Origin of the sequence: Corynebacterium sp. SA-MJD20WY100, from assembly GCF_039822565.1 — a bacterium.
Classification (GTDB): Bacteria; Actinomycetota; Actinomycetes; order Mycobacteriales; family Mycobacteriaceae; genus Corynebacterium; species Corynebacterium phoceense_A.
In genome coordinates this window covers 1-18,297 of the sequence record NZ_JBCJKS010000008.1, presented here as the reverse complement: position 1 = coordinate 18,297, position 18,297 = coordinate 1, and the positions used below count along the sequence as shown (strand labels likewise).

The 18,297-nt window shown below is 67.5% G+C and carries 17 protein-coding genes; 12 read left to right on the top strand and 5 right to left on the bottom strand.

What is annotated here, in order from left to right:
• Positions 1-40: 40 nt before the first annotated feature.
• Positions 41-421 carry a cupin domain-containing protein gene (locus ABJ196_RS05935; protein WP_347305633.1) on the bottom strand — a complete coding sequence of 127 codons (381 nt, stop codon included), beginning with the start codon at positions 419-421 and terminating at the stop codon, positions 41-43.
• Positions 422-466: 45 nt separating this feature from the next.
• Complete coding sequence (locus ABJ196_RS05930) at positions 467-841, bottom strand: carboxymuconolactone decarboxylase family protein (protein WP_347305632.1); 375 nt, start codon at positions 839-841, stop codon at positions 467-469.
• 98 nt (positions 842-939) lie between these two features.
• Between ABJ196_RS05930 and ABJ196_RS05925 the strand changes: the two genes are divergently transcribed.
• Positions 940-1,617, top strand: a complete 678-nt coding sequence (locus tag ABJ196_RS05925) for an SDR family oxidoreductase (protein ID WP_347305631.1) — start codon at positions 940-942, stop codon at positions 1,615-1,617.
• Here ABJ196_RS05925 and ABJ196_RS05920 read toward each other — a convergent pair.
• On the bottom strand, positions 1,614-3,527 hold the full coding sequence (locus ABJ196_RS05920) for an FAD/NAD(P)-binding protein (protein WP_347305630.1): 1,914 nt from the start codon (positions 3,525-3,527) through the stop codon (positions 1,614-1,616). The two genes, ABJ196_RS05925 and ABJ196_RS05920, sit on opposite strands and share 4 nt — an antisense overlap.
• A gap of 165 nt (positions 3,528-3,692) precedes the next feature.
• On the opposite strand from ABJ196_RS05920, the gene ABJ196_RS05915 reads away from it, so the two are divergent.
• Genes ABJ196_RS05915 through ABJ196_RS05895 form a run of 5 tightly spaced genes read left to right on the top strand, consistent with a single transcriptional unit; the run spans position 3,693 to position 9,927 of the window.
• Positions 3,693-5,294, top strand: a complete 1,602-nt coding sequence (locus tag ABJ196_RS05915; RefSeq protein ID WP_347305686.1) for a TIGR04028 family ABC transporter substrate-binding protein — start codon at positions 3,693-3,695, stop codon at positions 5,292-5,294.
• Positions 5,294-6,262, top strand: a complete 969-nt coding sequence (locus ABJ196_RS05910; RefSeq protein WP_257035833.1) for an ABC transporter permease — start codon at positions 5,294-5,296, stop codon at positions 6,260-6,262. The genes ABJ196_RS05915 and ABJ196_RS05910 overlap by 1 nt, the downstream gene beginning before the upstream one ends.
• Entirely contained in the window at positions 6,262-7,071 is an 810-nt protein-coding gene (locus ABJ196_RS05905; RefSeq protein WP_347305629.1) for an ABC transporter permease, read from the top strand. Before ABJ196_RS05910 ends, ABJ196_RS05905 begins: the two co-directional genes overlap by 1 nt.
• On the top strand, positions 7,068-8,678 hold the full coding sequence (locus tag ABJ196_RS05900) for an ABC transporter ATP-binding protein (protein WP_347305628.1): 1,611 nt from the start codon (positions 7,068-7,070) through the stop codon (positions 8,676-8,678). The genes ABJ196_RS05905 and ABJ196_RS05900 overlap by 4 nt, the downstream gene beginning before the upstream one ends.
• A 13-nt stretch (positions 8,679-8,691) precedes the next feature.
• Positions 8,692-9,927 carry an alkylhydroperoxidase domain protein gene (locus ABJ196_RS05895; RefSeq protein ID WP_347305627.1) on the top strand — a complete coding sequence of 412 codons (1,236 nt, stop codon included), beginning with the start codon at positions 8,692-8,694 and terminating at the stop codon, positions 9,925-9,927.
• A gap of 365 nt (positions 9,928-10,292) precedes the next feature.
• On the opposite strand, the gene ABJ196_RS05890 is transcribed toward ABJ196_RS05895, so the two are convergent.
• Both ABJ196_RS05890 and ABJ196_RS05885 read right to left on the bottom strand, forming a co-directional pair.
• Positions 10,293-10,946, bottom strand: a complete 654-nt coding sequence (locus ABJ196_RS05890) for a response regulator transcription factor (protein WP_257035838.1) — start codon at positions 10,944-10,946, stop codon at positions 10,293-10,295.
• A gap of 2 nt (positions 10,947-10,948) precedes the next feature.
• A complete protein-coding gene (locus tag ABJ196_RS05885; RefSeq protein ID WP_347305626.1) occupies positions 10,949-12,094 on the bottom strand; it encodes a PspC domain-containing protein in 1,146 nt (381 codons plus the stop codon).
• Between the two features lie 112 nt (positions 12,095-12,206).
• Here ABJ196_RS05885 and ABJ196_RS05880 point away from each other — a divergent pair, with 112 nt between their 5' ends.
• The 6 genes from ABJ196_RS05880 to ABJ196_RS05855 all read left to right on the top strand — a co-directional run.
• A complete protein-coding gene (locus ABJ196_RS05880) occupies positions 12,207-13,220 on the top strand; it encodes a PspC domain-containing protein (protein ID WP_347305625.1) in 1,014 nt (337 codons plus the stop codon).
• Positions 13,220-14,827: an HlyD family efflux transporter periplasmic adaptor subunit gene (locus tag ABJ196_RS05875; RefSeq protein WP_347305624.1), complete on the top strand. Its 1,608-nt coding sequence runs from the start codon at positions 13,220-13,222 to the stop codon at positions 14,825-14,827. The genes ABJ196_RS05880 and ABJ196_RS05875 overlap by 1 nt, the downstream gene beginning before the upstream one ends.
• Positions 14,824-15,495: an ABC transporter ATP-binding protein gene (locus tag ABJ196_RS05870; RefSeq protein ID WP_347305623.1), complete on the top strand. Its 672-nt coding sequence runs from the start codon at positions 14,824-14,826 to the stop codon at positions 15,493-15,495. The genes ABJ196_RS05875 and ABJ196_RS05870 overlap by 4 nt, the downstream gene beginning before the upstream one ends.
• Positions 15,492-16,763 carry an ABC transporter permease gene (locus tag ABJ196_RS05865; protein ID WP_347305622.1) on the top strand — a complete coding sequence of 424 codons (1,272 nt, stop codon included), beginning with the start codon at positions 15,492-15,494 and terminating at the stop codon, positions 16,761-16,763. The genes ABJ196_RS05870 and ABJ196_RS05865 overlap by 4 nt, the downstream gene beginning before the upstream one ends.
• 9 nt (positions 16,764-16,772) lie before the next feature.
• Positions 16,773-17,786, top strand: a complete 1,014-nt coding sequence (locus ABJ196_RS05860) for a beta-eliminating lyase-related protein (protein WP_347305621.1) — start codon at positions 16,773-16,775, stop codon at positions 17,784-17,786.
• A gap of 86 nt (positions 17,787-17,872) precedes the next feature.
• Positions 17,873-18,297 (top strand): hypothetical protein (locus ABJ196_RS05855; RefSeq protein ID WP_347305620.1); only part of this gene is annotated, 425 nt, incomplete at its 3' end.

The window sequence follows — 18,297 nt, the reverse complement described above, 5'->3', positions numbered from 1 at the left end:
GCGCTTCCGGCAATGGGAAGCGCGCCTTTCGCATGCGGTTTTAGAGCGCGTCGTACTCCGCATCCGTGACCGGTTCGAGCCATTCGTTGGTCGCGCCCTCGGCCGGATCGGGAAACGCAATATGGCTGAACCACGAGTCCTTCGCAGCGCCGTGCCAGTGCTTGACCTCCGGCGGGAAGTACAGGGTCGTGCCAGCCGTGAGACGCACGGGTTCCTCGCCCTCGATCTGCGCCCAGCCCTCGCCGGCGGTGCAGATAATCGTCTGGCCCGCCTTGTGATGGATATGCCAGTTATTGCGGCAGTCGGACTCGAGCGGCTTTAAGTAGGACTGCCCCACGAAGTACTGGGCGTAAGCGTCGTTGGGAGCTCCGATGCCGAAGCGGTCAGCAGTTTCAAATTCGGTACGGGATGCGTATTTCATATCAAATCTCTTTCATGCAGCGTTGACGTATATAGGGGTGTGGATTTAAGAATTCCGCGACTCGGCCGCGTTCTTGATGGCGGCCAGCGCGGCCAGCGAGCGCGGATAGCCCACGAGCGGCACCATGACGAGCACGCACCGCTCCAAGAACTCGCGCGTGGCACCCAGGTTCATATTCGCCGCCGCGTGCGCGGTGGCGGGCCCGTCCACCCCGCCCTGTGCGACGAGGTAGAAGAAGGTGGCGAACTCGCGGGCGGCATCGGAAAGTCCGACGCGCGTGTAGTAATCGCCGAAGCAATTGGCAGCGAGCAGATAGTTGATATCGCTGACCTGCCAGAAGTCCGCCATCTGCTCCCCAAAGTAGGCGACTTGTTTGGCGGTGCCAGCCGCGCGGCGGGTCGACGTCCGGCACTGGGTCACTACAGGCAAGGCGATGCCTCTGCCCAGGCTGCTGGAGCTGTCTGGCCAGTTGCTCGAACATGGTGCTGCGGCGGTCGCGCGCCGCTAGGGTTGTACACATGGATAAAATCGCAGTAGTAACCGGAGCCACCGGCGGCATGGGCCGCGAAATCATTGCAGACCTAGCGCGCACCCACCACGTCTACGCGCTGGGCCGCCGCGCGGAGGCGCTCGAGGGGCTCGACAACATCACGCCCGTCGCCATCGACGTGGTCGCCGATATCGAGGACCTCCCGCTGCCGGAGCTCGAGCGCGTCGACGTCCTCGTCCACGCCGCCGCCCGCGCCGAGCACTTCTCGGTCGACTCGGCCCGCCCCGCGGACTGGCGCGCGCAGATGGATCTCAACGTTCACGCACCTGCCGAGATCACCCGCCTGCTCCTGCCTGCCCTGCGCGCCGCGGGCGGTACCGTAGTCTTCATCAACTCGGGCGCGGGCCGTCACTCCTATGCGGACAACGTCATCTATGCCGCAACGAAGCACGCGCTCTACGCCCTCGCGGACGGCCTGCGCCTCGCCGAGCCCGATATTCGCGTCTCCACCGTGGCGCCCGGCCCCACGGACACACCCATGTTGCAGGGCCTGCAGGATTACAACCCGGAACACGTCATCGCGCCGGTCGAGGTCGCCCGCGCCATCCGCGCCGTCGTCGACGCCGGCCCCACGACCCAACTCACCGAGGTCCAGGTCCGCCCGCGCCTCGAGCTCGCGCAGCGCGCCGCCCTCGGCCGCGACTAAATAAGCGCGAGCAGGTCCGCCGCGGTGCGGTCGGTTTCCTGCAGCATGAGCGGGTCCGTGCCCGGCATTGGCGAAATCGTCGTATCCGGCCACTGCGCGTACGTCGGAATGCCCACGACATGCAGGCGCTCGTCCACCGCGCCGTCCGCGTGCACGGTCCGGCGCTCGTGCGTCGTCTCCGGCGAACCGGTCTCCTGCCCGTCATCCACGAACGGTCGCACGCGCTCCCCCAGCGACAGCGTGAGCGGGTCCGCGCGGTGCCGCACGTCCGGGCTGTGCATCCACGCATCAATAAGCACGCTTGCCGATGCCGCCCTCGTACCCGCCGTGAGCGTCACCTCACCGTCGGCGAGCGCCAAGGCTGGGCGTGCGCCGAGAAACGTGACCAGCCCGGCATCGACGAGCGCGAGGAGCTCACGCGTACGGAACAGCGGCGGGCCCGAGCCCACCATCTGCCCTAGCGCCATGAACTGGTTGAAGGATCCCGAGCGCGAGTCCCAGCAGAACCGTCCATTCGAGCCTGCGATGGACGAGGGCTTGCGGCCCGCAGAGATCGCCCACAGGCCCGCCTTGAGCGGCGAGCGACGCGCGGCGACGGCCTCCGCGATGTCGCGTTCCATGCCCGTTGCAATATGTGCGGTGAGCTCCTCGCGCGTCATGCCTTCGGTGCCGGCGAGCGGGTAGAACCAGTCGGTAAGAACAAAGGGCTCGGAGGTGGCACGGCCAAGCTTGGTCTCGAGCGCGGCCGGGGTTACCGTCGCGTCGAACTGGTCGACGGGCAGGTCCTCGTCAATGGTCGCGAGAATCTCGGCGAGCGGGACGGTGAGCGCCTCGGGGCGTACCTCGGCGAGCGTGCGGTAGTACTCCGCAAACGCATCGCGCACGAGCGCCGGCCACAGCACTCGGCCAAAGTTGAGCGAGTTGGAGCCCGCCTCCACCTGGTTATCCGCGATGGTCGTACGCAGGCGCTCAAGGTTCGCCTTGGGCGGCAGCGAGTGATACTCGCTCTTCGGCAAGTACGGGTAGCCGCGGCCCGAGGAGACGATAAGGCGCGGCTCACGGCCGGATGCGATGTAGCGCAGCCCGGAGCGCGCCGATTCGTCCTCAATGAAGCGGCCGCCGCGGTCTATGGTGAGGCGCGCCATGACGTCGAAGAAGCCCATGCCCAAGCCACGCACGAGCACATCCTCGCCCGCAGGCACGGCACTCAGGTCCTGCTCCACCGGGTTGGCCGGCGCGACCCACTCAATCTCCGCAGCCGCGAGCGCGCGCTCCTCCGCGTTGAGCGCAGGCGTCGTCCAGCCCGAGGCCAAGACGGTTGTCGCGGCTTCAATGCGCGTGCCGTCGGAGAGCTCGATGACGTCCACGCCGTCGCTTTCAGTCAGGCGCACCGCGCGGGCCGCGTGGCGCTCCACTGTCGCCGTCTCCGGCAGCTCGCCCAGCGCGACCTCGAAGACCCACGCGATGTACTCGCCGTAGAGCGCGCGCGACGGGTTCGACTCCGGCACAGTGGCATCCATCTCGGCTTTAAATTCATCCGGTACGTGCGCGGGGTAACGCTCCACGAGCGCGGCCTTCGCGGCCGGAATTTCTTCGCCGCGCAGCGCCTGAATCCACTCGAACATCGTAGGGCCTTCAAGCACCGGCGCGCCCACCGTGGAGCCCGGCTCGGTAAACAGCGTCACGGCGCCAGCCAGCGTATTCATGCACAGCGTACGGGTCTGTTCCGTGTTCCAGATGCGGCCGGAGCCGACCTGAGCGTCATCGATGATGTGGAGCACCACCGCGCGTCCCGCGAAGGCGGGCTCGCGCAGGTAAGCACCCAGGCGCTCGACGAGCGAGACGCCGCGGGGACCCGCGCCCACGATCGCAATCGCCGGAGCGGCGGAAGGAATTTTATTATCAATCACCTCGTTGACAGTACTACTAGACAGATCAGTATGTAAAGATGAGACAAATTCGTCCACTGTGGTGTACTGTTCACTCTCGTTAAACTTCAACGCTAAAGGAAAACTGTGAAATCTCCCTTCCGTGCGACGCTCGCCGCCGCGCTGGCTCTCGCCCTCGCCGGGGCGGTGACGAGCTGCGCGTCTCCATCCTCCTCGTCTGCATCCTCGTCGTCGCCAGACGACGATTGGATTACCTACCTCGAGCCCCAAATGTTTAGGACGCTTTATCCGCCGGCCGCAGGCTTTTACCCCAACGGCGGCGTGGTCAACCAGATCACCGACCGCCTGCTCTACCAAGATCCGGAAACGCTCCAGCTCTCCCCATGGATCGCCACCGACCTGCCTAAGGTCAACGCGGACGCCACGGAGTACACCTTCGACATCCGCACCGATGTTACGTACTCTGACGGCACGCCGCTCACGGCCGAGAACGTCGTCGCGAACTTCGACCTCTATGGCAAGGGCGATAAGTCGCGCACGCTCAGCTCCTCGGAGCAGATTACGAACTACGACCACGGCGAGGTCGTCGATGACGACACCGTGAAGTTCTACTTCTCGGCGCCCTCGCCCGGCTTCGCCCAGGCCACCGCCGGTTACAACGCGGGCCTCGTCGCCGACTCCACGCTGCAGCTCGACAACGAGGGTTTTGCCCCCGGCAACGCCGAGGCCGTCATCGGCTCCGGTCCCTTCGTCATCACGGGCGAGACGCTCAACACCGCCCTCGACCTCACCGCGCGCGACGATTACAACTGGGCCCCGCCCGCCGCCCGCCACCAGGGCCCCGCTCGTCTCGATGGCATCCACTACCGCCTCGCCGCAGAGGAATCCACCCGCGCCGGCGCGCTCGTCTCCGACCAGGCACAGATCGCCCGCCAGGTCTCCGCACCCGTGGAAAAGCAGCTCGAGGCCCAGGGCATCAACATCATCGCCCGCGGCACGAACTCGATGAATAACCAGCTCGCCTTCCGCTTCAACCACCCCATCCTCAAGGACAAGCGGGTGCGCGACGCGATCATGAATGGCATCAACCGCGAAGAGATCATGCGCATCCTCTTCTCGCCCACCTACCCGCTGGCCACGTCCACCGTCGCCGCGACCGGCCTGGGCTACAAGGACCAGTCCGCCGCCTACTCCTACGACCCCGAACGCGCCAAGGCGCTCCTCGACGAGGCCGGTTGGGTCCCCGGCGAAGACGGCATCCGCGTCAAGGACGGCCAACGCCTCACCCTGCGCGTCAACACCGCCCTGCCGCAACCGCGCTCCAAGGAGGTCCAGACCATGGTCCAGGAAGACATGCGCGAGCTCGGCATCGAATGGCTCATCAACGCCGGCGACCAAGCCACGCAGAACGCGGACGCCAAGGACATCGACAAAATCCAGGTCTATCACTCCATGGTCGGCCGGGCGGATTACGACGCCATCCACTCGCTGTACTCGGTCACCAACCGCGACGCCTTCCTCAACCAGGACGCCGACGGCAACCCCATCGACCAGCACCTCGAGGACTTGCTCACCACGGTCATCTCCTCGCCCTCCGACGCCGAGCGTCAACAGGCCACCGAGGACGTCCAGGACTACATCACCGAGCAGTCCTACTCCCTGCCGCTCTTCGAAGAACCCGTCGTCTACGCCGTCGCGCCCTACCTCAAGGGCTTTAGCCCCGAGGCCGTCGCGCGTCCCTGGTTCTACGAGGCCTACATCGACCACGCCGCCAAGGAGGCCCAGTAATGGCCCACATCGCACGCCGCATCGGACAGGCCGTCCTCGTCCTGTTCATCACCTTCACCGTCGCTTTCCTCCTGCTCTCGGCCCTGCCCTCTGACGGCGTCATGGCCCGCTTCGGCGATCCGGCCCTGGGCCTCTCCCAGGCCGAGATTGACGGCATCCGCGAGGAAATGGGCATCGACAAGCCCCTGCTCACGCAGTACCTCACCTCGCTCGCCGGCTTCGTCACGGGCAACTTCGGCATCTCCACGCAGACCGGCACCGCCGTGAGCTCCATGGTCGCCACCGCGCTGCCGCACACGCTCGCGCTCGCCGCGAGCTCTATCGCCCTGGCCATCGTCGTCGCACTCGCCTTCGCGTTCCTCGCCACGACGGTCCCCGCCGTGGGCGGCTTCTTCCGCGCCCTGCCGTCGTTTATGGTCTCCCTGCCGGGCTTCTGGATCGCCATCCTCCTGCTGCAATTCTTCTCCTTCAAGCTCGGCTGGGTCCGCGTCATCGACCCGAGCCCCTTCGAGGGCCTCATCCTGCCCACGCTCACCCTCGCCGTGCCCATGGCCGCACCCCTTACCCAGGTGCTCATCCGGTCCATCGACGACACCCGCGCCATGCCCTTCGTCCAGGTCGTCCGCGCCCGCGGCGCCTCCGAGTCCTGGGTCTTCTGGCGCAATATCCTGCGCAACTCGCTCCTCCCCGCGCTCACCATGGTGGGCCTCCTCTTCGGTGAGCTCGTGGGCGGTGCCGTCGTCACCGAGACCGTCTTCGGCCGCCCCGGTCTGGGCTACCTCACCGTCCAGGCGGTCTCCAACCGCGACACTCCGGTCCTGCTCGCCATCGTCATCATCGCCGCCACGGCCTACGTGCTCATCAACCTCGTCGTCGACTTGCTTTACCCCGTCCTCGACGTCCGCCTGCGCGAGCGCCCGCTTTCCGATGCCCCCTCCACCTCCGCCCAGCTTGAAAGGACCGCCTAATGCGTCGCTTTACCACCACTGTCCCCGTGGTCCTCTCCGCGATCATCCTCGTGGTCGCCTTCGCCTGGGCGCTCTTCCCCGGCGTGTTCACCTCCGCGGATCCGTACTCCGGCACAGATGTCGCCCTCCAGGCCCCGAACTCCGCGCACTGGTTCGGCACGGACGCCGTGGGCCGCGACGTGCTCGCCCGTGTTATCTTCGGCGCCCGCCAGTCGCTCCTCGGCGCGCTCATCGCCGTCGCCGTGGGCCTCGTCCTCGGCACGCTGCTCGGCCTTCTCGCCGGCACGCTGCGCGGCTGGGTCGACACCGTGCTCATGCGCGTCGTCGACGTCCTGCTGTCCATCCCCGGCATCCTGCTGTCGCTGTCAATCATCATCCTGCTCGGCTTCGGCTCACTGCAGGCCGCCTTCGCCGTCGGTATGACCACCGTCGCCGCCTTCGCCCGCCTCGCGCGTTCGCAGGTCATGACGGTCGCCAACTCCGAGTTCGTCGAGGCCGCCTACGGCTCCGGCGCCACCACCGCGCAGGTGCTCGCCCGCCACGTGCTGCCCAACTCGCTCACGCCCGTCCTGGCCCTGGCCACCCTGCAGTTCGGCACCGCCATCCTCCAGCTGTCCATCTTGGGCTTCCTCGGCTACGGCGCCCCGCCGCCCACGCCGGAGTGGGGCCTCATCATCGCCGAGGGACGCGACTTCATGGCCACCTCCTGGTGGCTCATCATCCTCCCCGGCCTGGCCATCGTTGCCGTCGTGATGAGCGCCAACTACCTGTCCCAACGCCTCCAGAACCGCGAAGGAGCCCGCGCATGACGCTGCTCAATATCGAAGACCTCTCGGTCTCCTACGGCGATAAACCCGCCGTCCAGGGCATTAGCCTGCACGTCGAACCCGGCGAGATGACCGCCATCGTCGGCGAGTCCGGCTCCGGCAAGACCACCACCGCCATGTCCGCGCTCGGCCTCAACTCGGCCAACGCACGCATCGACTCCGGCCGCATCACCTTCGACGGCCAGGACGTCACGCACTTCACGCACAAGCAGTGGCGCGCCCTGCGCGGCGCCCGCGTCGGGCTCATCCCCCAGGATCCCAACAACTCACTCAATCCGCTCAAGACCATCGGCCACTCCATCGAGGAAGGCCTGCGCATTCACGGCCGCACGCAGAACCTGCGCGCCACCGCCCTCGACTGGCTCGCCCGCGTCGGCATCGACGATCCCGAGCGCCGCTACGGCCACTACCCGCACGAGCTCTCCGGCGGCATGAAGCAGCGCGTGCTCATCGCCGCCGCGCTCGCCCTTGAGCCCGACCTCATCGTCGCTGACGAGCCCACCTCTGCCCTTGACGTCACGGTCCAAAAGACCATCCTCGATCTCCTCGACGACATGCGCCGCGAGCTCGGCCTGGGCATCCTCTTCATCACGCACGACCTGTCCGTGGCCGGCGACCGCGCCAACCGCATCGTCGTCATGGAAAAGGGCGAGGTCCGCGAAGAAGGCCTAGCCGCGCGCGTCTTCGCCGACCCGCAGCACCCCTACTCGCGCCGCCTGCTTGCCGATGCCCCCTCCCTCACCGTCGCCGACGTCGACCGCCACCCCGAGTCCTTTACGTCGCCGCGCAAGATGGCGGCATCGGAAAGCTTGGTGCAGGTCCGCGACCTCACCCGCGCCTTCGGCGACTTCACGGCCGTCGACCACGTGAGCTTCGACGTCGCCCGCGGCACGACCCACGCCATCGTGGGCGAATCCGGCTCCGGCAAGACAACCACCGGCCGCATCATCTCCATGTTCGAGCACGCCAGCTCCGGCACCGTGACCGTCGGCGGCCACGAGGTCACGGCGAAGCACTCGAAGGCCGAGCTCAAGGAGCTGCGCCGTGGTATCCAGCTCGTCTACCAGAATCCGTACTCCTCACTGAACCCGCGCATGTCCATCGGCGATATCATTGCCGAGCCGCTGCGTAACTTCACAGGAGCCTCGAAATCCGCCGCCCGCGCGAAGGCCCGCGAGTTCCTCGACCTCGTCGCCCTCGACCCGCAGTTCGCCGAGCGCCGTCCCCGTGAGCTCTCCGGCGGCCAGCGCCAGCGCGTCGCCATCGCCCGCGCCATGATCGTCGAGCCGGAACTCGTCATCCTCGACGAGGCCGTCTCCGCCCTCGACGTCACAGTCCAGGCCCAGATCCTGCGCCTGCTCGACCGCCTGCAACGCGAGCTCGACCTCACGTATATTTTCATCTCGCACGACCTTGCCGTCGTCTCGCAGATTTCGGACACCGTCTCCGTCCTGCGCCACGGCGAGCAACTCGAGTCCGGCACCACCCGCGACGTCTTCGCCCACCCGACCAGCCCGTTTACCCGCGAGCTCATCGACGCCATCCCGGGCCAGCGCTACCGCGCCGGCGACCTCAATTTGGGGCTCTAAGAAAGGACCAGACATGTCAGATATCATCAACCTCCTCGCCGGTCTCGAATCCGAGTCCGACACCGCGACCGGCGCTGCCGCCGCTATCACGACCGCCCGCGCCGCGCGCCCCGACGCCGTCGCCAACGCCCAGGCCAGCTTCGAGGCCCTCCTCGAGCCCGCCGAGCCCGGCGCGTTCACCTATGCCGAGCGCTACGCCGTCGCCGCCTTCGTCGCGGGCCTCACGCAAGCCGGCGGCAGCTTCTACCTCGATCTGCTGGCCGACGAGTCCGAAGAGCTCGTCGCCCCCGTCGAGGCCGCCATCGCCGCCGGCCGCACGCAAGGCCCCTATATCGCCGGCCCCGCCGCGCCCGCTTTCGCACTTCACAACGCCGCTGCGCTCGGCACGCGCCTTACCGCCGCGTTCGACTACGCGCACCTGCTCACCTTCCATCCCAAGGACGCCTCACCCGCCGCGCTCGGCCATCTCTACGCCGCGGGCTGGGACGCCGACACCGTCGTCTCGCTGTCCCAGCTCGTCGCCTTCGAAGCCTTCCAGCTGCGCGTCGCCCACGGCGCCGCGGTCCTCGCCGGCCTAGCGCCGGCCGCACCCGCCGCACCGAACCCGCGCCCCACGTCCGCCCCGGACTGGCAGCCCGTCGCGGGCATCAACACGGCCGAGGACGTCGTGCGCCCACACAGCTTCGTCAACCACGCCCTCGGCTGGGTCCCCTGGATCGCCGCGCTCGACGAGGACGAGCTCACCGCAGAGCAGCGCGACGCGCTCATCAAGCCCGAGCGCGCCAAGTCCGCCTACTTCCGCCTGCTCGCCCGCGACGCCGCCGCGCTCAAGGCCCGCACACTCACCGACTTCGACATCTTCTACAACGTCGAAGGCGGCCTCCCCCGGGCCGAGCGCGAGCTCGCCGCCACCGTCGTCTCGCGCTTCAACGGCTGCGAGTACTGCGCCTCGGTCCACCAGGGCCGCACCGTCGAGGAAGGCGGCGACCGCGCCGCCGTCGACCGCCTCCTCTTCGAGGGCATCGAGGCCGACCTCGGCTCCGAGCTCTGGGACGCCATCCGCCGCGCCGCCCTCGCGCTCACCGCGACGCCTCTTGCCTTCGGACAGTCACACGTCGACGCCCTGCGCGCCGCCGGCCTCAACGATATCGCCATCCTCGACGTCGTCAACGCCGCGTCCTTCTTCAACTGGGCCAACCGCCTCATGCTCACCCTTGGCACGGCGGAGCTGCCCGCGCGCTTCCGTTAAGCGCACACCTCACATCTCATTCCCTTTTATCCCGCCTGAGCAGGAGGTATATGAACACCTCCACGCTCAGCCGGATGTGAGCCACCCGCCCGTCGCGCATACCGAACGCTGAGGGCTCCCCAGGCGTAACGCAAAAATCGCAGGCATCGCGCTGCGCTACGATCTCGATCCCACCGTGGCGCGCGTGTGCTTCATGGCGGCGGCCGCGGCACCGGCTTCTAGCACGGCCTGGGCATCGCGTTCATCCTCGTGGTGAGCCCGGCCCCCTCGCAAGCATCTTTGAGGACGCCTCGCTCACGATCCTCCTGCTCGTGGGTCATGGACGTCGGCGGCATCACGCTCGACCTGCGCACCGTGCACATCCGCTAGGCCAAGTCGCGGTCCGCGGCCCAGCGCGTGAGCTGATAGCGGTTCGACTGCTGCGTCTTGCGCAAAATATTCGACGCGTGCGTCTCCACCGTCTTTACCGAGATAAAGAGACGCTCGCCGATTTCGCGATACGTGTAGCCGCGCGCGAGCAGCCGTAGCACCTCGAGCTCGCGCCGCGTTAGTGCATCGACCGCCGGGTCCACGGATTCGTCCGGCGCGCCGGGCTTCGACTCGGCAGGCGCACCCGAGGCGAACGCATCGAGCACGAACCCCGCCAGCCGCGGCGAGAAATACGCATCCCCCTCATGCACCCGGCGCACGGCCGCGGCCAGCTCCGGGCCTGAAATATTCTTCGTCACGTAGCCCCGAGCGCCAGCACGGATGAGCGCGATGACGTCCTCCGCCGCGTCCGAGACACTCAGCGCCAGGTACACCGGGCCCGAAGCACCACGCAGCACGGCCAACCCGCCGCCATCCGGCATATGCACGTCGAGCAGCACCACGTCCGGGTGCGCCGACTCAATCCCCGCGACCGCCTCGGCGACCGTGCCCGCCTCGCCCACAACCTCGATATCCCCCACGGCGGCCAACTCCGCACGCACACCGGCGCGGAAGACAGAATGATCATCGACGAGGAAAACAGCAACCATAACTACAAAGCTACCGTGAGCTCCACCTCTGTGCCCTCTCCCGGACGCGAGTGCACCCGCGCGGTGCCACCAGCGGCCTCCATGCGCGCGCAGACGGAATCCCGAATCCCATGCCGGTCCTCCGCTACCGCGTCCATGTCGAAGCCCACGCCGCGGTCGCGCACAAAAATCGCGAGCTCACCAGCCAGATTTTCTGCATACACGTCCACAGTGTCCACCCCCGCGTGCTTGCCCGCGTTGACCATCGCCTCGCGCGCGGCCTGTACCGCAAGCTTCGTCGCCTCGGTGAGCTCCACGTCCTCGCCGACCGTCACCGGCGCAATCCGCACCGGGAAGAGGTCCTCGACCTCGCCGCACGCCACGGCGAGCGCGCCGAAGACGGTCGCCGGCTCCGCCGACGGCGAGTCAAAGAGCCACGCGCGCAGCTCGCGCTCCTGCCCGCGCGCCAAGCGCGCGACCTCCTCCGGATCCTCCGCCCGTTTTTGAATGAGCGCCAAGGTCTGCAACACCGAGTCATGCAGCTGCGCCGCCATGTCCGCCCGTGCTTCCGATGCCGCCTTCTCCGCGCCCTCGTCCGCCACCTGCCGCCACAGCTTAAGCACGAGCGGCACGACGAGCGCACCGAAGCCCACCACCGTGAGCAGCACCGCGGCCAACGCTAGCCCAAAGTCCGTCCCGCCGTTCCACCGCACGACGGTAATGACCACGCCGGCCAGCACGAGCACGCCGCCCGCCCCCACGCTGACCTTATTCGTCACGGAGCCTAGGCCGCGGTCGTAGGCCTGCCAGGTAATCAGCGCGCCGGCACCGACGATGACCAGCGGAATGAGCAGGCCTCCCGCGCTCATGCCGAGCCCGGCGGCCACGACGGCGGCAAGGACCAGCAGCCAATTGGCGCGGAAGTCAAAGCGCGAGGTGGGAACGGGGGCATCGGCAGGCTTGGTGGCTACCCAGACGCCGGCGTAGAGGAACGCGCCCAGTCCACCCAGGGCGCACAGCGCAGTAAACACCAGGCGCACAAAGAGCACATCGACGCCGAGGTGCCCCGCGAGCCCCGCAGCCACGCCCGCCACGACGCGGCCGTCCTGCGGGCGGAACAGGCGCGGGTAGGCGGGCTGGACCTCGCGCGGCGCATAGGGAGAAGTCATGCGTTTTATCTTCGCACGCACCTCCCTGGCGCGGATCGGGGTACACCCTGAACTTGAAAAATCAGGGCGTTCCCCGATAGCTCTTTCACAGACCGTGGGCGACGCTAAAGGCATGAACACCGCGACTCTCAACGAGATGTGGGCAACGCGCCCGCCCCGCATCCCGAGCTCTCAGGGCGGCAATGCCAAGATCGCCGGCGTCTGCGAAGGCATCGGCGTGCGCTACCAAGTAGACCCCACCCTCGTGCGCGTGGCCTTCGTCGTCACCGCGCTCATCCTCGGCGGCGGTCTCGCCCTCTACGCGCTGGCGTGGGCGTGCATGCCGCTCTACGGCAAGTCCACCGCGCCTATCCAGGACCTCTTTGGTAAACAGGATGGCCCCAAGTCCGAGTCCGGCCTGGGAATTTCACTGCTCATCCTGTTCTTCATCACTGCTGGCATCGGCCCCTTCTTTGGCGACCGGCAGGCGGTGTCCACCCTGGTCATTGTCGCCCTCGCGGCCGCCGCGTGGTACGGCCTGCACCGCCATCAGCCCGTCCCGCCAGCGGGTCTGCTCGCCACCGCGCGGGAGACCGCGCCGGGCCCTGACATGTCGGTCTTTACGCCGGTCGAGGGCTACCCCTTCCCGCCTGACCGCCAGACCCCGCCGGCGTGGGACCCGCTCGGCACCGTGCCCGAGGCCTGGGACCTGCCGGACCCCGCGCCCGCGCCCGCACCCAAGAAGAAATCCCACGAGGGTCTCATCGCGACGGTCGCCGTGAGCGCCGCTTTCGTCGTGGGCATCTCATTTATATTGACAATGGCCGCGTCCGAAGACAACACGAAGAACCACGCGGGCTCGGTCGCCTATACCGTGCGCGACGCCGCGGACCTGCCGGACACCTACTCCAACGGCGTGGGATCCATGACCGTCGACCTGCGCGAGCTCACGCTCGATAAGCCCCGCACGCTCACCATCGATAACGGCGTGGGCAGTATCGATGTCTACCTTCCGGAGAATACGCCCATCGCCCTTGAGTGTGATACCGGACTTGGCACGAGCAATTGCACGCCGCGCGAAGACGCGGGTGCTATGTTGACTGTGATTATCGACAACGGAATTGGCACTACAACTATCCACGAGTAATGAAAAAGAAGACTATCGCACTCACCGCCACCGCCCTCGCCGTCCTCGCTGCGGGCGGTGGCGGTGCCTACTACCTCACCTCCAGCCCCGACGGCGTGGTGCTCACCGCCGCCGATGTCACGACCGTCGCGGCGAAGGACATCACGCAGTCCGTGCCCGCCACGGGCTCGATCGCACCCGCCCGCGAGGTCTCGCTCGCCACGACGCAGTCCGGGCCCATCGTCACGCTCGACGCGAAGGTCGGCCAGCGCGTCACGGCCAACCAGCTCCTCGCCTCCTTCGACACGTCCGCCGCCGAACGCGAGCTCCACAGTCAGCGTGCCGCTCAGGCCGCGGAAGAAATCGGCGCGTTCAATCAGGTCGAGGCCGCGCAGCTCCAGCTCACCCAGCTCCAGGACGCGCTGGGGCAAGGCCTCAACGGCGAGGTCAACGCCGCCCGTGCGTCCGTGGACACCGCGCAGCACAGCTTCGACGACGCGCAGCAGGCCGTCGCCGAGTCCCGCGCCGCCGCAGATCCTTCCGTCGCCGAAGCCGCCGCCGCGGTAGACACGGCCCGCGCCGGGCTGCGCACCGCGAATAACGCATCGCTCCAGGCCGCGCTCGCCTCGCTCGGCGCGACGAACGAGGGCGAGGTCCCCGGCACGACCATGGCCACCGCACTCGTCCAGTGGACCGAGGCCGACCACGCGGTGAGCGACGCGCAGACCCAGCTCGACCACGCCGAGGAGTCCTACGCCCGCGCGCTCGAGGCCGTCGACCGCGAGGTCGGTGCCAAACAGCGCGCCGCCAACGCCGCCTACGCCCAGCTTTCCGATGCCCAGCTCGCCCAGCGCGCCGCCGAGCTCGGCGCCCAACAGCAAGTCGACGCGCAGTCCCAGGCCGTCGACCACGCCCTGAAGTCCGCCGCGGGCGCCCGCGTCGCCGCCGAGGAAGCCAACGCGAAGCTCGAGTTCGACATCTCCGGTGCCCAGCTCCTCTCGCCAATGAACGGCGTCGTCACCACGGTCAGCGCGCAGCAGGGCCGCCCCGCCGAGGGGCCGCTGCTCACCGTCGCGGACGACTCGATGTTGCTCGTCAAGGCCACGGTCAAGGAGGCCGACATCGCAGACATCAAGGTCGGCGACCACGTGACGTTTACCTCCCCCAGCCAGCCGCACAAGGACTTTGCGGGCACAGTCACCTTCATCTCGCCCGTCGCCGCCGCCCCCGCAGCACCTGCCGATGCCGCCTCCTCCGGCGCCGCAGCCGCCGGCTCCGGCTCCGGCTCTGCGAAAGCCGAGTTCCCCATCGAGGTCCGCGTGGACGGCAACCGCGAGGGCCTACGCTTGGGCTCCACCGCGAAGGTCAAGGTCGTCACGCACGAGGACAAAGGCGCGCTCACGGTGCCGCTCAGCGCGCTCATCGACGGCGACAAAGCCGTGCTCGTCGTTTCCGACTCCGGCACCATCGAGCGCCGCGACGTGAAATTGGGCACCCGCACCGATTTCGAGGTCGCCGTGACCGAAGGCCTGCGCCGCGGCGACCGCGTGCTTACCCAGGGCGCGGCCCACGAAGGACACGTGGGCCAACAGGCATACCTGCCCGAGGCAGCGAGCGAAACGAAATGAGCCTCATCGACATGCGGGGCATCGTCAAGCGCTTTAACGAAGGCACCGATGCCGAAATCACCGTCCTGCCCGGCTGCGATTTTCAGATGGAGCCCGGCGAGTTCGTCGCCGTCATCGGCCAGTCCGGCTCCGGCAAATCCACGCTCATGAATATCATTGGGCTGCTCGACCGCCCCACCGCAGGCGAGTACTTCCTCGACGGCGAGGACGTTTCCGCCTACAACGATGATGCGCTCGCCCGCCTGCGCGCCGACAAGCTCGGCTTCGTCTTCCAGAACTTCAACCTCATCGGCCGCATCACCGCGCTCGCGAACGTGGAGATGCCCATGGTCTACGCCGGCGTGCCCCGCCGCGAGCGCGCCCGCCGCGCTGCCGAGCTCCTCGACCTCGTCGGCATGTCCGAGCGCGCCAGTCACCTGCCCAACGAACTCTCCGGCGGCCAGAAGCAACGCGTCGCGATTGCCCGCGCGCTCGCCAACAACCCGGAGGTCATCCTCGCCGACGAGCCCACCGGTGCCCTTGACTCCCAGACCGGCCGCCTCGTCATGGATCTCTTCCACGAGCTCAACCGCGAGCGCTCCACCTCCATCGTCTTTATCACCCACAACCAGGAGCTTGCCGCCGAGTGCTCGCGCCCCGTAACCATGACGGACGGGGTGCTCGCATGAATCTCACCGAATCCCTGCGCATGGCGCTCACCTCGCTGCGCACCAACAAGATGCGCTCGCTGCTCACGCTGCTGGGCGTCATCATCGGCATCGCCGCCGTCATCGCGATCCTCACCCTCGGCTCCGCGCTCAAGGGCCAGTTCACCTCTGACCTCGACAAGGTCGGCGCCAATAACTTCCAGGTCCAGGTCAAGGAACGCACCGACGAAGGCGAGACCGACTATTACGTCGAGTCCTCCGTCGACGACCCCGACTCCCTGCTCACCCCCGAACAGCTCGAGCAGGTGCGCACGGCACTCGCGCCCGACGTCGAGGGCGTCATCATCGGCGAATACGACACGTATCCGGGCGACCTGGCGGTGGAGGGGGCATCGGAAAGCTCAGCGGTGATGGTGCAACCCACCAACCCGGACTACGTGACGGCCTCGCAGTTCACCGTCCGCACCGGCCGCGCACTCACAGACGACGACATCGCGGCCGACCGCGCCGTGACCATGCTCTCCGCCGCAACCGCCACCGAGCTCTTCGGCGACGCCGACCCGGTGGGCCAGACGCTGAGTTTTGCCCCGCTCGACGGCACGGATCTGGAACTCACGGTCATCGGCGTCTACGACAGCCCCGCCACCGGCGCGCTCATCGGTGGCGGCGGGCCCGAACACGCGCTCGTGCCCTATCCCCTCGCTGCCCAGCTTTCCGATGCCCCCTTAGCCGGCGAGGCCTTTTCCTCCGTGTCCATCCGCGCGGCGGCCGGCACAGACAAGGCCGCGCTCGGCGCACGGCTCCAAGCGGCCTTCGACTCGATGTACGCCGACAACGAGGACTACCGCGTCGAGGTCACCGACTTTAGCAAGGACCTGGCGAGCCTCAACCAGCTGCTCACGGCGTTGTCCGCGGCGATTGCGGCTATCGGCGGGATCTCGCTGCTCGTCGGCGGCATCGGCGTTATGAACATCATGCTGATTACCGTCACGGAGCGCACGCGCGAGATTGGCGTGCGCAAGGCGCTCGGCGCGCGGCGGCGTGACATCCGCCTGCAGTTCGTGACGGAGGCCATTATCGTGTGTCTCATCGGCGGGCTCATCGGCGTGGTGCTCGGCTCTGTGGCGGGCATGATCGGCTCGTCACTCATGGGCTACTTCGTGTTCCCGCCGCTCGGCGCGATTGTGCTCTCGCTGCTCTTCGCGCTCGCCATCGGGCTCTTCTTCGGCTACTATCCCGCCGGCAAGGCGGCAAAACTCGACCCGATTGAGGCGCTGCGCTACGAGTAGCCTGGCTGCATGATTCATTTCGGCAACGACTACAACGAAACTGCCCATCCCGCCGTCCTCTCTGCGCTCGCGGTGCCCGGATCACATGTGGGCTACGGCCTCGACGCGCACTCCTCCCGCGCCGCGTCGCTCATCCGTAACGCGTGTGCCGCGCCCGCCGCAGACGTGCACTTCATGGTGGGCGGCACGCAGGTCAACACCACGGCCATCGCCTCGCTCCTGCGCCCCTGGCAGGGCGTTATCTCCGCCGATACCGGCCACATCAATACCCACGAGACCGGTTCCGTCGAGCACGCGGGCCACAAGATCCTGGCGCTGCCCTCCGCGCTGGGCAAGATCACGGCCGCACAGGTCGCTGCGCTCGTCGAGGAGTACCGCGGCTCCGGCGTCCTCGAGCACGCCGTCGAGCCCGCGATGGTCTATATCTCGCAACCCACCGAATACGGCACCGTGTACTCACGTTCTGAGCTCGCCGCGGTGCGCTCCGTGTGCGATGAGTTCGGGCTCACGCTCTTCGTCGACGGGGCGCGCCTGGGCTACGGGCTCGCCGCCTCGGACGTCACGCTGCCGGACCTCGCGCGTCTCGCTCACGTGTTTACCATCGGCGGCACCAAGTGCGGCGCCGCCTTCGGCGAGGCCATCGTCTTCGCCACCCCGCACCCGTACTTCCGCAACGCGATGAAGCAGAACTCCGGGCTGCTCGCCAAGGGCTGGCTGCTCGGCGCGCAGTTCGAGGCGCTCTTCACCGACGGTCTCTACGAGTCGATCACGGCTCACGCCAACGAGCAGGCCGCCCGCATCGCCGCCGCCTTCGCCTCCGCCGGCATTCGGATGCTCTTCGACTCGCCCACCAACCAACAATTCGCACTCCTCACGCCCGATCAGGAGGCCGCGCTGTCCGAGGACTACGTCTGCCAGTTCTTCGAGGAACACGACGGCCTACGCGCCGTGCGTTTCTGCACGTCCTGGTCCACGCGCGACGAGGACGTCGATGCGCTCTGCACCTCCATCGCCCAACTCTAGGTCTACCCCTGTTCGAATACCCCTGTTCGACAAATGCATTGGGCAATCGGTTGCAGGCTTTCCGATGCCTCCTTAATCTCCGTGGCATGACCGTCTCGATCTTCGATGCTCTTGCTCTCGGCGTCGATTCTCTCAAGGAAGCTGCTGGCCTTACCGTGGCTGAGCTCCGCGACCGCGGCCTAACACTCGCTGACGCGAAGTTCATCTCCCCTTTGGCCGCTGTTTATTGGCGCACTAAGCCTAAAGGCATTGCCGAGGCCCGCAAGGCCGCCCGCGCTGCCGGCCATTCCCTGCGTGTGCTTGCCCGGATTGAGGTGCTTGCTGCGCGCTGCGCCGATCCCAACGCCGCCCGCGTGACTTTGTGTGGCACGGCGGAGACCAAGCTTGATGAGGTTGGCGCGAGGCTTGCCAAGCCGAAGACCCGCGTGGAGTCTGCCCGCCATACCTATGGCAAAGACGGCTGGCACCGTTTGGTGATTAACACCCAGGACCCGTGGCTGATGGATATGCT

Coding starts and splice junctions, on each gene's coding strand:
- ABJ196_RS05935 (WP_347305633.1), bottom strand. CDS start 421: ATGAAATACGCATCCCGTACCGAATTTGAAACTGCTGACCGCTTCGGC.
- ABJ196_RS05925 (WP_347305631.1), top strand. CDS start 940: ATGGATAAAATCGCAGTAGTAACCGGAGCCACCGGCGGCATGGGCCGC.
- ABJ196_RS05910 (WP_257035833.1), top strand. CDS start 5,294: ATGGCCCACATCGCACGCCGCATCGGACAGGCCGTCCTCGTCCTGTTC.
- ABJ196_RS05905 (WP_347305629.1), top strand. CDS start 6,262: ATGCGTCGCTTTACCACCACTGTCCCCGTGGTCCTCTCCGCGATCATC.
- ABJ196_RS05900 (WP_347305628.1), top strand. CDS start 7,068: ATGACGCTGCTCAATATCGAAGACCTCTCGGTCTCCTACGGCGATAAA.
- ABJ196_RS05895 (WP_347305627.1), top strand. CDS start 8,692: ATGTCAGATATCATCAACCTCCTCGCCGGTCTCGAATCCGAGTCCGAC.
- ABJ196_RS05890 (WP_257035838.1), bottom strand. CDS start 10,946: ATGGTTGCTGTTTTCCTCGTCGATGATCATTCTGTCTTCCGCGCCGGT.
- ABJ196_RS05885 (WP_347305626.1), bottom strand. CDS start 12,094: ATGACTTCTCCCTATGCGCCGCGCGAGGTCCAGCCCGCCTACCCGCGC.
- ABJ196_RS05880 (WP_347305625.1), top strand. CDS start 12,207: ATGAACACCGCGACTCTCAACGAGATGTGGGCAACGCGCCCGCCCCGC.
- ABJ196_RS05875 (WP_347305624.1), top strand. CDS start 13,220: ATGAAAAAGAAGACTATCGCACTCACCGCCACCGCCCTCGCCGTCCTC.
- ABJ196_RS05870 (WP_347305623.1), top strand. CDS start 14,824: ATGAGCCTCATCGACATGCGGGGCATCGTCAAGCGCTTTAACGAAGGC.
- ABJ196_RS05865 (WP_347305622.1), top strand. CDS start 15,492: ATGAATCTCACCGAATCCCTGCGCATGGCGCTCACCTCGCTGCGCACC.
- ABJ196_RS05860 (WP_347305621.1), top strand. CDS start 16,773: ATGATTCATTTCGGCAACGACTACAACGAAACTGCCCATCCCGCCGTC.